13 protein-coding genes are annotated in these 14,191 nt (G+C 60.3%); 2 read left to right on the forward strand and 11 right to left on the reverse strand.

Annotated features, from left to right (window positions below):
* Position 1: 1 nt before the first annotated feature.
* The 7 genes from A7D21_RS05005 to A7D21_RS05035 form a co-directional block, all read right to left on the reverse strand.
* The gene (locus A7D21_RS05005) at positions 2-901 is read right to left on the reverse strand and encodes a response regulator (protein ID WP_053258702.1); all 900 of its coding nucleotides are present in this window, start codon (positions 899-901) and stop codon (positions 2-4) included.
* A gap of 168 nt (positions 902-1,069) precedes the next feature.
* On the reverse strand, positions 1,070-1,831 hold the full coding sequence (gene phoU, locus A7D21_RS05010) for a phosphate signaling complex protein PhoU (RefSeq protein WP_053258703.1): 762 nt from the start codon (positions 1,829-1,831) through the stop codon (positions 1,070-1,072).
* A 71-nt stretch (positions 1,832-1,902) separates the two neighbouring features.
* On the reverse strand, positions 1,903-2,736 hold the full coding sequence (gene pstB, locus A7D21_RS05015) for a phosphate ABC transporter ATP-binding protein PstB (RefSeq protein ID WP_053258704.1): 834 nt from the start codon (positions 2,734-2,736) through the stop codon (positions 1,903-1,905).
* A 191-nt stretch (positions 2,737-2,927) separates the two neighbouring features.
* Positions 2,928-4,598, reverse strand: coding sequence for a phosphate ABC transporter permease PstA (gene pstA / locus A7D21_RS05020; RefSeq protein WP_053258705.1), 1,671 nt, complete (start codon positions 4,596-4,598; stop codon positions 2,928-2,930).
* 15 nt (positions 4,599-4,613) lie between these two features.
* Positions 4,614-6,647, reverse strand: coding sequence for an ABC transporter permease subunit (locus tag A7D21_RS05025; protein WP_171902594.1), 2,034 nt, complete (start codon positions 6,645-6,647; stop codon positions 4,614-4,616).
* Positions 6,648-7,073: 426 nt separating this feature from the next.
* Entirely contained in the window at positions 7,074-8,060 is a 987-nt protein-coding gene (locus A7D21_RS05030) for a phosphate ABC transporter substrate-binding protein PstS (protein WP_053258707.1), read from the reverse strand.
* 250 nt (positions 8,061-8,310) lie between these two features.
* Positions 8,311-9,600: an MFS transporter gene (locus tag A7D21_RS05035; protein ID WP_053258708.1), complete on the reverse strand. Its 1,290-nt coding sequence runs from the start codon at positions 9,598-9,600 to the stop codon at positions 8,311-8,313.
* A gap of 455 nt (positions 9,601-10,055) precedes the next feature.
* On the opposite strand from A7D21_RS05035, the gene A7D21_RS05040 reads away from it, so the two are divergent.
* Positions 10,056-10,460 carry an acyl-CoA thioesterase gene (locus tag A7D21_RS05040; RefSeq protein ID WP_003176975.1) on the forward strand — a complete coding sequence of 135 codons (405 nt, stop codon included), beginning with the start codon at positions 10,056-10,058 and terminating at the stop codon, positions 10,458-10,460.
* Positions 10,461-10,517: 57 nt separating this feature from the next.
* On the forward strand, positions 10,518-11,417 hold the full coding sequence (locus A7D21_RS05045) for a D-hexose-6-phosphate mutarotase (protein WP_053258709.1): 900 nt from the start codon (positions 10,518-10,520) through the stop codon (positions 11,415-11,417).
* Between the two features lie 124 nt (positions 11,418-11,541).
* Here A7D21_RS05045 and A7D21_RS05050 read toward each other — a convergent pair whose 3' ends face one another.
* The 4 genes from A7D21_RS05050 to purE form a co-directional block, all read right to left on the reverse strand.
* A complete protein-coding gene (locus tag A7D21_RS05050) occupies positions 11,542-12,078 on the reverse strand; it encodes a DUF3299 domain-containing protein (protein ID WP_017135795.1) in 537 nt (178 codons plus the stop codon).
* 77 nt (positions 12,079-12,155) lie between these two features.
* Positions 12,156-12,401 (reverse strand): GlsB/YeaQ/YmgE family stress response membrane protein, encoded by a 246-nt coding sequence (locus A7D21_RS05055; protein ID WP_053258710.1) that lies wholly within the window; start codon positions 12,399-12,401, stop codon positions 12,156-12,158.
* A gap of 107 nt (positions 12,402-12,508) precedes the next feature.
* Positions 12,509-13,594 (reverse strand): 5-(carboxyamino)imidazole ribonucleotide synthase, encoded by a 1,086-nt coding sequence (locus tag A7D21_RS05060; protein WP_053258711.1) that lies wholly within the window; start codon positions 13,592-13,594, stop codon positions 12,509-12,511.
* Positions 13,595-13,605: 11 nt separating this feature from the next.
* Positions 13,606-14,097, reverse strand: coding sequence for a 5-(carboxyamino)imidazole ribonucleotide mutase (purE, locus tag A7D21_RS05065; RefSeq protein WP_003195648.1), 492 nt, complete (start codon positions 14,095-14,097; stop codon positions 13,606-13,608).
* Positions 14,098-14,191: the final 94 nt, after the last annotated feature.

Below are 14,191 nucleotides of genomic sequence, written 5' to 3' on the forward strand. Positions count from 1 at the left end.
ATCACGCACCCGGCACAAAATGCTTCTGCGCCGTGCCGCGCGCGATCAGGCGGGAGATGTAGTCGAGCTTCTGCGCATCCTGGTCGATAAACCGGAAGGTCAGTTGCAGCCAGTCGCTGTCCGGCCTCGGCTCGTAGGCGACGATCGCGTGCAGGTAGCCGTTGAGGCGTGCGACTTCGGCGTTGTCGCCTTGCTCAAGGTCCAGTACCGCGCTTTCCAGCACCTGAGGCAGCACTTCACCGCGACGCACCACCAGCAGCGCCTCCTTGATGCTCAGCGCCTTGATCACACATTGCTGGGTGCCGCTGGACAGGCGCAGTTGGCCCTGGCCACGCCCACCTGCCGGCGAAGCAGCCGGAGCCGCCTGCACCGGCTGGCTGTTAAGCAGGCCTTTGCTCGGCGCCGCCACAGGAGCAGCTTTGACCGCTTCAGGCTTGCCGCCAGTCAAGGCGCTCAGGGAGTCGTTGCCAAAGGCCGAGTTCATCTTGGTCGGCGCGCTGGCGACCAGCGCGTCGAGGCGGCCGATCTTGTGCAGGGCCTGTTTGACCTTGTTCAGCAACTGCTCGTTGGTGAACGGCTTGCTGACATAGCCGGAAACCCCGGCCTGAATCGCCTGGACCACGTTTTCCTTGTCGCCACGGCTGGTCACCATCACGAAGGGCATGGCCTTCAAATGGGCTTGCTCACGGCACCAGGTCAGCAGCTCAAGACCGGACATCTCGGGCATTTCCCAGTCGCACAGCACCAGGTCGAAGGTCTCGCGCATCAGGATGGTTTGCGCCTTTTTGCCGTTCACCGCGTCTTCAATCTTGATCCCGGGGAAGTAGTTGCGCAGGCACTTCTTCACCAGGTCGCGGATAAACGAGGCGTCATCCACCACCAACACACTGACTTTACTCATCGACCCTTCATCCTATAAAAACTTCGGCACACAAAACGCCTGACTGATGGCATTTTGCCAAAACTCGCTGGTCGCAGAAGGACTATATTGCTCCTGCTGCGCAAAATATTCAGATACCGCAAACAAAAACGCCCGACCAAAGGCCGGGCGTTAATTTCTCGGGCAACCTTACTTATCGTCAGATTCGCCCGGAACATTAGGGATTTGATCGGCCGTGCCTTCAACTTCGGCTTTCATGCGCTTGAGCCCCATGTGCCGTACGTCGGTACCGCGCACCAGGTAAATCACCAGTTCCGAGATATTGCGCGCGTGGTCGCCGATCCGCTCCAGAGAGCGTAGCACCCAAATAATGTTCAAGACCCGCGAGATAGAGCGCGGGTCTTCCATCATGTAGGTGGCCAGCTCGCGCAGTGCAGTCTTGTATTCGCGGTCGATGGTCTTGTCGTACTGCGCCACCGACAACGCCAGCTCGGCGTCGAAACGGGCAAAGGCGTCGAGAGCGTCGCGCACCATGTTGCGCACCTGGTCACCGATATGGCGCACTTCCACATAACCGCGCGGTGCTTCGCCTTCTTCGCACAGCTGGATGGCGCGGCGGGCGATTTTGGTGGCTTCGTCGCCAATACGCTCCAGGTCGATTACCGACTTGGAGATGCTGATGATCAAACGCAGGTCAGACGCCGCCGGTTGGCGACGCGCCAGAATGCGCAGGCATTCTTCGTCGATATTGCGTTCCATCTGGTTGATCTGGTCATCAATCTCGCGCACTTGCTGGGCCAGGCCAGAGTCGGCCTCGATCAGCGCAGTGACGGCATCGTTGACTTGCTTCTCCACCAGCCCGCCCATCGCCAGGAGGTGGCTGCGCACTTCCTCAAGCTCGGCGTTGAACTGCGCGGAGATGTGATGGGTAAGGCCTTCTTTGCTAATCATGTTGGCGTCCTTGGAACGTCCGGTAAGGTGCGGAGAACCGCAGCATTCAGTGCAATCAGAACCACCGCGTACTAGCCGTAGCGACCGGTGATGTAGTCTTCGGTCTGCTTCTTCGCCGGATTGGTGAACAGGGTATCGGTGTCGCCGAACTCCACTAGTTTGCCCATGTACATGAACGCGGTGTAGTCGGAAACCCGCGCCGCCTGTTGCATGTTGTGGGTCACGATGACGATGGTGAACTTGGACTTGAGCTCGTAGATCAGCTCTTCGACTTTCAGTGTCGAGATCGGGTCAAGTGCCGAGCACGGTTCGTCGAGCAGCAAGACTTCCGGTTCCACGGCGATGGTACGCGCGATCACCAGACGCTGCTGCTGGCCACCGGACAGGCCGAGTGCCGAATCGTGCAGGCGGTCTTTGACCTCTTCCCACAGCGCCGCGCCTTTCAGGGCCCACTCCACCGCTTCGTCGAGGATGCGTTTTTTGTTGATGCCCTGGATACGCAGGCCGTAGACCACGTTTTCGTAGATGGTCTTGGGGAACGGGTTCGGCTTCTGGAACACCATGCCCACACGACGGCGCAGCTCGGCCACGTCCTCGCCCTTGCGGTAGATGTTGCTGCCGTAGAGGTTGATTGCACCTTCTACGCGGCAACCGTCCACCAGGTCATTCATGCGGTTGAACGTGCGCAGCAGCGTGGACTTGCCGCAGCCGGACGGGCCGATAAAGGCGGTCACGCGCTGCTTGGGAATGTTCATGCTGACATCGAACAGCGCCTGCTTTTCACCGTAGTACAGGCTCAAGCCCGGTACTTCGATGGCCACGGTTTCCTGGGCCAGGCTCAGGCTCTGCTTGTCGCGACCCAAGGCCGACATGTTGATGCCGTGGGTAGGGGTTTCATGTTGCATGGGATGCTCCCTGTGCTACCAATTCGTTGTGTTGGACCGCCGGGGCGGTCTACTCAAAAATCTGTGTGTTACGCGGTCCATGTGGGAGCGGGCTTGCTCGCGAAAGCGGTGGGTCAGCCAGCACATGTGTTTCTGATACACCGCATTCGCGAGCAAGCCCGCTCCCACATTTAGTCCGCGTTCAATTCAGATCAGCTGTCCAGCGCCTTGTATTTTTCGCGCAGGTGGTTACGAATCCACACCGCCGACAGGTTGAGCGTGGCGATCACCAGCACCAGCAGCAAGGCGGTGGCGTATACCAGCGGTCGTGCGGCTTCGACGTTGGGGCTCTGGAAGCCGACGTCATAAATATGGAAGCCCAAGTGCATGATTTTCTGGTCCAGGTGCAGGTACGGGTAGTTGCCATCCAGCGGCAGCGACGGTGCCAGTTTCACCACACCGACCAGCATCAGCGGCGCCACTTCACCGGCGGCACGGGCCACGGCGAGGATCATGCCGGTCATCATCGCCGGGCTGGCCATTGGCAGCACGATCTTCCACAGCGTTTCCGCCTTGGTCGCGCCCAGTGCCAACGAACCTTCACGCACCGTGCGAGGAATCCGCGCCAGGCCTTCTTCGGTCGCGACAATCACCACCGGCACCGCCAGCAACGCCAGGGTCAGCGAAGCCCACAACAGGCCAGGCGTACCGAAGGTCGGCGCCGGCAGAGCTTCAGCGAAGAACAAACGGTCGACCGAGCCACCCAGCACATACACAAAGAAGCCCAGGCCGAACACGCCGTAGACGATGGCCGGTACGCCGGCCAAGTTGTTCACGGCGATACGGATAATGCGGGTCAGGGCGTTCTGCTTGGCGTATTCACGCAGGTACACCGCCGCCAGCACCCCGAACGGGGTCACGATCATCGCCATGATCAGGGTCATCATCACCGTGCCGAAAATCGCCGGGAAGATCCCGCCTTCGGTGTTGGCTTCCCGTGGGTCGTCGCTGAGGAATTCCCAGACCTTGCTGAAGTAGAAGCTGACCTTGGTCAGCGTGCCCATGGCGTTCGGCTGGTAGGCATGCACCACTTTGCCGATGCCGATTTCGACTTCTTTGCCGTTGCCGTCGCGAGCGGTCAGGCTGTCGCGGTTGAACTGGGCGTGCAAGTCGGCCAGGCGCGCTTCGACGTCCTTGTAGCGGTTGTTCAGTTCGGCGCGGCCCGAATCCATGTCCGCTTGGGCGGTAGCATCGAGCTTACCTTCCAGCTCCAGCTTGCGACCGTGCAGACGGATGCGCTCCAACCCGGCGTTGATCGCGCCGATATCGGTTTTTTCCAGGCTCTTGAGCTGGGCAGCCAACTTGTTCACGCGGTCGACGCGGGCTTGCAGCTCCGGCCACGCAGCCTCGCCTTCGGCGATCACCTTGCCATCCTGCTTAACGTTGACCAGCGTGCCGTAGAAGTTGCCCCACTCACGGCGCTCGATGGTCATCAGATTGGCAGGCTTGGTCTGGTCCTTGAGCCACTCGCCGACGATCCAGGTGAAGTCGTTGCCGTTCAAGTCACGGTTGCCGACCTTGATCAGCTCGCGGGTCATGAATTCCGGGCCTTGGTCCGGTACCGGCAGGCCAGCGCTTTTCAGGCGCTCGCGGGGTACTTCTTCCTTCTGCACCACTTCGCCGATGACGATATGGTTTTCCTGGCCCGGCACGGTGTAGTTGGCCTGGATCAGGTCAGCCGGCCAGAAGTGGCCCAAACCGCGCACGGCAATCACAGCCAGCAAACCAATGGTCATGATGACCGCGATGGACACCGCGCCACCGCTGATCCAGACGCCGGGGGCGCCGCTCTTGAACCATCCATTCAGGGAGTTCTGTTTCACAGACTTCTACCTTTCTTAAAGCGACGAGTATTTCTTGCGCAGACGCTGACGAATCAGCTCGGCGAGGGTGTTCATGATGAAAGTGAACAGCAGCAGCACCAGCGCCGAGAGGAACAGCACGCGGTAGTGACTACCACCGACTTCCGACTCAGGCATTTCCACTGCAACGTTGGCCGCCAGGGTGCGCAGGCCTTCGAACAGGTTCATCTCCATCACCGGGGTGTTACCGGTGGCCATCAGCACGATCATGGTCTCGCCGACGGCGCGCCCCATACCGATCATCAGCGCCGAGAAAATCCCCGGGCTGGCGGTCAGGATGACCACGCGCGTCATGGTCTGCCATGGCGTGGCGCCCAAGGCCAGGGAGCCCAGGGTCAGGCCGCGCGGCACGCTGAACACGGCGTCTTCGGCGATGGAGTAGATGTTCGGGATGACCGCAAAGCCCATGGCCAAACCGACGACCAGGGCGTTGCGCTGGTCGTAGGTGATACCCAGGTCATGGGAGATCCACATGCGCATGTCGCCGCCGAAGAACCATGTTTCCAGGTACGGGCTCATGTACAGCGAGAGCCAGCCCACAAACAGGATCACCGGAATCAGAATGGCGCTTTCCCAACCGTCGGGCACACGCAGGCGGATCGACTCAGGCAGGCGGCTGAAGATAAAACCGGCGACCAGGATGCCAATCGGCAACAGCATCAGCAGGCTGAAGATCCCCGGCAGATGCCCTTCCACATACGGCGCCAGGAACAGGCCGGCGAAGAAGCCGAGGATCACCGTCGGCATCGCTTCCATCAGTTCGATCACCGGCTTGACCTTGCGGCGCAGGCTCGGGGCCATGAAGTAAGCGGTGTAGATCGCAGCGGCGACAGCCAGTGGCGCGGCCAGCAGCATGGCGTAGAACGCGGCTTTCAGCGTACCGAAGGTCAGCGGCGCCAGGCTCATCTTAGGTTCGAAGTCGGTGTTGGCGGCCGTCGATTGCCAGACGTATTTAGGCTCGTCGTAGTTCTCGTACCAGACCTTGCTCCACAGCGCGCTCCAGGACACTTCCGGGTGCGGGTTGTCCAGCAGCAGCGGTTGCAGCTTGCCACCGGCTTCGACGATCACACGGTTGGCACGTGGCGACATGCCGAACACACCTTGGCCATCGACCACCGGGTCGACCAACAGGGTGCGGTGCGCGGTGCTGTGGAACACGCCGAACTTGCCGGACGCATCGAGCGCCGTGAAGCCTTTGCGACGTTCTTCAGCGGTGATTTCCACAATCGGCGTAGTGCCCATCTGGAAAGTACGGATCTGCTTCAGACGCTGTTCGCCATCCGGGTCGCGCGCCATGAACCACTGCGCCAGGCCACCCTTGGAGTTGCCGACGATCAGCGAGATACCGCCCACCAGCTGGGTGCTGGCAGTGATTTCGGCGTCGCCGTCTTCGAGCAGTTTGTAGCGCCCGTTGAGGCTCTTGTCGCGCAGGCTGAACACATCCGCCAGGGCGCGACCGTTGATCACATACAGCCATTGCTGGCGTGGGTCGATGAAGATCGCCTTCACCGGCTCGGTCATTTGCGGCAGCTCGATACGCTTCTGCTCGCTGGTGACTTCGCCCGTCATCATGTTTTCTTCACGGCTCAGGGCCAGCACGTTCAAGTGCGAACCGGCCGAACCGGCGACCACCAGCGTCGAGTCGGTGGCATTGAGGGCGACGTGCTCCAATGGACGACCGGCATCATCGAGCACGATGGGCGTTTCGCCGTAAGGGTATTCAACCGCAGGCGTAATGGTTTTCTTGCCGTCCGGGTAGGACACCTTATAGGTGTGGCGGAACACCAGGGATTGGCCATTCGACAAGCCGAGGATCACCAGCGGGCTGCCCGGCTGGTCTTCACCAATCGAAGCAACACTTGTGCCTGCCGGAAGCGGCAAGTCGACACGCTTGAGCTCGGCACCCGTGTCCACATTAAAGAACAGCGCCTGGCCCTTGTCGGAAACCCGCATGGCGACTTGGTTCTGTTCTTCGAGGGAGATCATCAGCGGCTTGCCGGCGTCCTGAATCCAGGCGGGCGTCAGCGCGTCTTCCTTGGTCAGCGAAGCACCTTGGAACAACGGCGCAACGACATAAGCGAGGAAGAAGAAGATCAGCGTGATAGCGCCGAGGACGGCGAGGCCGCCGATCAACACGTACCAACGGGTCAGGCGATCTTTAAGCGCGCGAATACGGCGCTTGCGTTGCAGCTCAGGCGTATTGAAATCAATGCGCTTGGGGGGAGAAGTCGTCGTCATGGTGGAATTGGCCAGATCATTCATGCGCACACCCTAGCGATCCTGTATGACAGAAAGATGACAATGCAGTGACGCAAGAAATCCGCCGCGGAGCAGAGCTGGCAGCGGACTAAAAAATAAGAGGTGTAGACGGTGAGTGGAGGAGCGGGTTTGCCCGCTCCCACAGAACAACATGCGTCTACACCAGGTCTTGCAGGCTTAGTTGCCTTCTTTCAAACCCAGGTCAGCCAGGGCCTTGGCGGCAACTTTGGCTGGCAGTGGGATGTAGCCGTCTTTGACGACCACTTCCTGGCCCTGTTTGGACAGAACCAGTTTCACGAACTCAGCTTCCAGCGGGGCCAGAGGCTTGTTCGGGGCTTTGTTGACGTACACGTAGAGGAAACGCGACAGCGGGTATTTGCCGTTCAGGGCGTTTTCTTCGCTGTCTTCGATGAAGTCAGTGCTGCCTTTCTTGGCCAGGGCCACAGTCTTCACGCTTGCAGTCTTGTAGCCGATGCCCGAGTAACCGATGCCGTTCAGCGAGGAGCTGATCGACTGCACGACCGAAGCCGAGCCTGGTTGTTCGTTCACGTTTGGCTTGTAGTCGCCTTTGCACAGGGCTTCTTCTTTGAAGTAGCCGTAGGTGCCGGATACCGAGTTACGACCGAACAGTTGCACCGGCTTGTTGGCCAGGTCGCCGGTCACACCCAGGTCGCCCCAGGTTTTCACGTCGGCTTTAGCACCGCACAGACGAGTAGACGAGAAGATCGCGTCGACTTGTTCCATGGTCAGGTGCTGGATTGGGTTGTCCTTGTGCACGAACACGGCCAGGGCATCCACAGCCACCGGGATAGCGGTTGGCTTGTAGCCGTACTTCTGCTCGAAGGCCGCCAGTTCGGTGTCCTTCATTTTGCGGCTCATCGGGCCCAGGTTAGAGGTGCCTTCAGTCAGCGCAGGAGGTGCAGTGGCGGAGCCGGCAGCCTGAATCTGAATGTTGACGTTCGGGTATTCCTTTTTGTAGGACTCAGCCCACAGGGTCATCAGGTTAGCCAGGGTGTCGGAACCAACGCTGGACAAGTTGCCCGAGACACCGGTGGTCTTGGCGTAAGCCGGAATTGCCGGGTCAACACCAGCGGCCACCGCGTGGGCGGTCGCAACGCCAGCAGCGACAAAAGTCATTGCCGCCATCAAACGCTTCAGTTTCATGCCTTGCTCCTAGCAGATAGGGATAGTTGGATCGGGGCCAAGTATCGGTAGGCCGTGTGAACACTCTATGTCTGCAATGTGACAATTAGATGAAAGGCCAGCATTTATGAAAAACCTGACAGGAAGGGCAAAGGTCAATAAAATCGGGGCTTGCGAGGAGGTTGAAGCGCTTGAAGCGGTGTTTCAGAAATACTCTGTAATCTATGAGCGTTCCTACGCAGCTGCGTAGGAACGCCCCTCAAATGGCGGCTTACCGCCCACGCTTCCACAGGTACCCACCCACCAACGTCCCCATGACACACAGCACGGCGACATAGTAAGCAGGGCCCATTGGGCTTTCCTTCATCAGCAGCGACACCGCCAACGGCGTCAAACCACCAAATACGGCGTAGGCGACGTTGTAGGAAAACGACAAGCCGCTGAAGCGCACGACGGGTGGGAAAGCTTTCACCATCACGTAAGGCACCACGCCGATCACACCGACAAACAGGCCCGTCAGGGTGTACAGCGGGAAGAGCCAGTTCGGGTGATCGATCAGGCTGTGGTACAGCGTCCACGACGTCGCCAACAGCAACAAGCAGCCAATAACCAGCACACGGCCGGCGCCAAAGCGGTCGGCCAGGGCGCCGGAGGCGATGCAGCCCAGGCTGAGGGTGACGATGGCCAGGCTATTGGCTTGCAGCGCAATGGTCGGGCTGAAGTGATAGACGGTTTGCAGCACCGTCGGGGTCATCAGGATGACCACGACAACACCGGCCGACAGCAACCAGGTCAGCAACATCGACAGCACGATGGCGCCACGGTGGTCGCGCAATACGGCGCGCAGGGGCAGCTCGGCAGCCAGGGTTTTGCGTTGCTGCATTTCGGCGAAGATCGGCGTTTCATGCAACCAGCGGCGCAGGTAAACCGAGAGCAGGCCGAACACGCCACCCAGCAGGAACGGGATTCGCCAGGCGTAATCCGACACTTGCTCCGGGCTATAAAGGCTGTTGATGGCGGTAGCCACCAGCGAGCCAAGCAGGATGCCGGCGGTGAGGCCGCTGGTCAGGGTGCCGCAGGCGTAGCCGATATGGCGCGGCGGTACGTGTTCGGAGACGAACACCCAGGCGCCGGGTACTTCGCCGCCAATCGCCGCGCCCTGGATAACGCGCATCAACAGAAGCAGGAGCGGCGCCCACAGGCCGATCTGCGCATAGGTCGGCAGCAGGCCCATGATCAAGGTCGGCACGGCCATCATGAAGATGCTCAAGGTGAACATCTTCTTGCGACCCAGCAAGTCGCCGAAGTGCGCCATGATGATGCCGCCCAACGGCCGCGCCAGGTAGCCGGCGGCGAAGATGCCGAAGGTCTGCATCATGCGCAGCCATTCCGGCATGTCCACAGGGAAAAACAGTTTTCCGACCACGGTGGCGAAAAACACAAAGATGATGAAGTCGTAAAACTCCAGCGCCCCGCCCAAGGCAGACAGTGACAGGGTTTTGTAGTCGTTGCGGGTCAGCGGGCGCGACGGTTGCGCACTGCTTGCGGGCACGGAGGACATGGCAAGGCTTCTCTTATAGTAGTGACGGCAAGCCCGGGACTTGCGGCGGGTCTGGCAAGATAGCAAATCGCTTGAAAAAGCACAGCGCCCACCGAATAACAGTTTAAAGGCGCGCGTTATTCCTCGTTCCTGCGCTTTATTTGCCACCAGAAGCACAGTTACGCGAAAAAGCCGCATTACAGCCGCGATTTGCCGACCAAATGAGTGCCGGGAGGTCGTCGTGGCGCCAGGGTCTCGATATACTCGGCCCGTGCAAGCGCCAAACCCGCTGTCTTGACGGGCTGCTGTGCCAAAACGTCGTTGGGTGCCATCCAGCCGATTTGGCAGAGTTTCCCTTTAGTACGCCTTATGAGAAACGTATCGAGCGGTGTATGTTGGTGCTGAAACGTTTTTCCGGAAGACGGCTATCCACTTGAAATACCCATGAAGCGTCACGGGTCAGAGGCACCCTCGGCATGATCGAACTCGAACAAGAAGATCCTATCCCGCAAGGCGATCTCGCTCTGCAAATCACCGCCCTGCCGCGTGAAACCAACGGTTTTGGCGATATTTTCGGCGGCTGGCTGGTCGCGCAGATGGACTTGGCCGGCACGGCCATGGCCAGCAAGGTCGCCGGCGGCCGCGTGGCCACCGTGGCCATTGATCGCATGGCATTCCTGGTACCGGTGGCAGTGGGCGCGCAATTGTCCTTCTATACCCAGGCCCTGGAAATCGGCCGCAGTTCGATCCAGATGATGGTCGAAGTCTGGAGCGATGACCCGCTGTCCAGCGAATGGCGCAAGGTCACCGAGGCGGTGTTTGTGTTCGTCGCCATCGATGGCAGCGGCCGCACGCGCTCGGTGCCGTCACGCGCACGTTAAACCTCGCTGGGTTTTGACGGTCAATTGCCCCATTGCCTGCCATCAAGAGTGCTTTGTATGCCTACGCCCCACGTTGAAACCGTGAAAGTCGACGAGCTGGACTGCTGGCGCATCCGTCACAACGGCGCCGAACTGCAGGTGGCCCAACAGGGCGCGCATATCTTCAGTTACCAGCGCCAGGGCGAGCAGCCGTTGATCTGGCCGAACCCCGAGGCGGTGTTCAAACAAGGCAAAGGCATCCGTACCGGCGTGCCGGTGTGCTGGCCGTGGTTCGGTGTGTTCGACCGCAACCCGCACAGCGTAAAAGCGATGCGCCAGAGCGATCAACCTGCCGGCGCCCACGGTTTTGTACGGACCGCGCGCTGGGAATTGGCCGGGACCACGATTGAAGGCGATGCATTGCGCGTCGACCTGGTATTGCCGGTGCCTGCGGGCGGTTTTCCCGGCTGGCCCCATCAGGTCGACCTGAAGCTGAGCCTGCTGCTCGACGATCAACTGCATATCCACCTGACCAGCCACAACCGTGGCACCGATACGGTAAGCCTCAGCCAGGCGCTGCACACCTATTTCGCCGTGAGCGACGTGCGCAACGTACAGGTCGAAGGCCTGGATGGGCTGGCGTATATCGATACCGCCGACGGCTGGAGCAACAAACAGCAATCCGGTTTGCTGCACTTCACGGCCGAGACCGACCGTATCTACCTCAATACCCCGGCGCAGTTGAACATTGTCGATAAAGACTGGCAGCGCCGCCTCCAGTTGACCAGCCGGGGCTCGAACTCGACGGTGATCTGGAACCCCTGGACCGAGCGCGCCAAGGCGTTCGACGACATGGCCGATGATGGCTGGCAGGGCATGTTGTGCATCGAGACAGCAAATGTGCTGGATGATGTGGTGAGCCTGGCGCCGGGTGAAAGCCATACTTTGGGCGTGAGCATCACCCGTATCGCCCTGTAGTAAACGCTGATCAAAATGTGGGAGCGGGCTTGCTCGCGAATGCGGTGGACCAGTCAACGTTATATTGACTGACACTACGCCTTCGCGAGCAAGCCCGCTCCCACATTGGGTTCTGCGTCATGATCTAGAGATCGGACTCTTTCACCACCCGCACCTTCCCAGCATCCAGCGCATACGCCGCATCCGCCAAATCGTTATTGACCTTCTCCACCTTCAACGTGCCCGTGACCCACAGCGGCGTGTAGATATCATCCAGCTTCAACCCCTTGGGATAACGCACCAGCACCAACTGGTTAGGGGGCGGTGGCGGCACATGGATGCAGGCGCCTGGGTAAGGCACCAGGAAGAACAGCGTGCTGCGGCCTTTGGCATCGGTTTCCAACGGCACCGGGTAGCCGCCGATACGGATATTCTTGCCGTTCATGGCGGCCACGGTCTTGGTCGAATACATCACCGCCGGCAAGCCCTTGCTCTGCTTCAGGCCACCTTTGTCAGTGAACGTGCCTTGGGCTTCGGGGGAGTTGTGGTCGATCTCGGGCATGGCTTCGAGGGCTTTCTGATCTGACAGCGGCATCAGGTCGAGCCAATCGGTTTCCGGCAGTTCACCGGCGTGCGCCAGGCCTGAGCCCAACAGGAGGAGTGTGAATAAAAGACGGCGCATGAAAAAGCTCGGCAAGTTCAGATGCCGAGCATTCTAGCCCTCTGCGCCTGCGCAGCGCAGAGGGCTTTGTCGCTTAATTACTTTTTACGCAACAGACCGTAAATCACCAGCAACACGATGGCGCCGATCAGCGCACCGATAAAGCCTGCGCCTTGACCCGCCTGGTAGATGCCCAGGGCCTGACCACCGTAAGTGGCGGCCAGGGAACCTGCGATACCCAACAGGATGGTCATGATCCAGCCCATGCTGTCGTCGCCAGGCTTGAGGAAACGCGCGAGCAGACCGACGATCAGGCCGATAAAAATGGTTCCGATGATACCCATGGCATTTCCCTCTGAATTGAATGTGAGTCATGCCAAAGCCTAGTCAGGCTTTGCCATCCTGCAATCAGAGAGACGGCGGCAACCAATGGTTCCCGCCGACCCCCGGGTTATTGCTCGGCGATCAGCGCTTCGACCTTGAGGATCTGCCCTTGCAGGGTCGCGCGGTCCTTGCAGCGCAGGTTGGCGTGGCCGACCTTGCGCCCGGCCTTGAAGGCCTTGCCGTAGTGATGCAGGTGGCAGTCGTCGATGGCGATGACTTTTTCCACTGGCGGTACAACACCGATGAAGTTGAGCATGGCGCTCTCACCGACCTTGGCCGTGGAGCCCAACGGCAAGCCAGCCACCGCCCGCAGGTGGTTTTCGAACTGGCTGCACTCGGCGCCTTCGGTGGTCCAGTGCCCGGAGTTGTGCACACGCGGGGCGATTTCGTTGGCCTTGAGGCCACCGTCGACTTCAAAGAACTCGAACGCCATCACGCCGACGTAATCCAGTTGCTTAAGTACGCGGCTGGAATAGTCTTCGGCCAGAGCCTGCAACGGATGGTCGGTGCTGGCCACGGACAGCTTGAGGATTCCGCTGTCGTGGGTGTTGTGCACCAACGGGTAGAAGCGGGTTTCGCCATCACGCGCACGCACGGCGATCAGGGAGACTTCACCGGTGAACGGCACGAAGCCTTCCAGCAGGCAGGCGACGCTGCCCAGCTCGGCGAAGGTGCCGACCACATCGGCAGCCGTGCGCAGGACTTTCTGGCCCTTGCCGTCGTAACCCAGGGTGCGGGTTTTAAGCACAGCCGGCAGGCCGATGCTGGCAACGGCGGCGTCCAGGTCCGCTTGGGACTGGATGTCGGCGAACGCCGGCGTCGGGATGCCCAAATCCTTGAACATGCTCTTCTCGAACCAGCGGTCACGCGCGATGCGCAAGGCTTCGGCGCTCGGGTACACCGGTACGAACTGCGACAGGAAGGCCACGGTTTCGGCCGGGACGCTTTCGAACTCGAAGGTCACCAGGTCAACTTCGTCAGCCAATTGGCGCAGATGGTCCGGGTCGCTGTAGTCAGCCCGCAGGTGCTCGCCGAGGGCCGCCGCGCACGCGTCGGGCGCCGGGTCCAGGAAAGCGAAGTTCATCCCCAGCGGGGTTCCCGCCAAGGCCAGCATGCGGCCCAATTGGCCGCCACCGATTACACCGATCTTCATCGTCAATAACCTCAGGCGATGCGTGGGTCTGGATTGTCCAGCACGCTGTCTGTCTGCTCAGCACGGAATTTTTTCAGCACCGCATGGAACTGCGGGTGCTTGGCGCCCAGGATGCTGGCGGACAGCAACGCAGCATTGATCGCGCCGGCCTTGCCGATTGCCAGGGTGGCCACCGGAATACCGGCGGGCATCTGCACGATGGACAACAGCGAATCCACGCCCGAGAGCATCGACGACTGCACCGGCACACCGAGCACCGGCAGGTGGGTCTTGGCCGCACACATGCCTGGCAGGTGCGCCGCACCGCCGGCACCGGCGATGATCACCTCGATGCCACGGGATTCTGCTTCATCGGCATACTGGAACAGCAAATCCGGGGTGCGGTGGGCAGAGACCACTTTCACTTCATACGGAATGCCGAGTTTTTCCAGCATATCGGCGGTGTGGCTAAGGGTGGACCAATCGGACTTGGAGCCCATGATCACGCCAACCAATGCACTCATCGTCGTGCCTCTTCTCTCTGGGCGCCCGCAGGCGCGTCAAAAAACAACAAGCCACGCGGGAAATCCGGCGTGGCTTGGTGTACGAATTAAGGCC

It is taken from the genome of Pseudomonas sp. AP19, assembly GCF_001728855.1.
In the GTDB taxonomy this organism is placed as follows: Bacteria; Pseudomonadota; Gammaproteobacteria; order Pseudomonadales; family Pseudomonadaceae; genus Aquipseudomonas; species Aquipseudomonas fluorescens.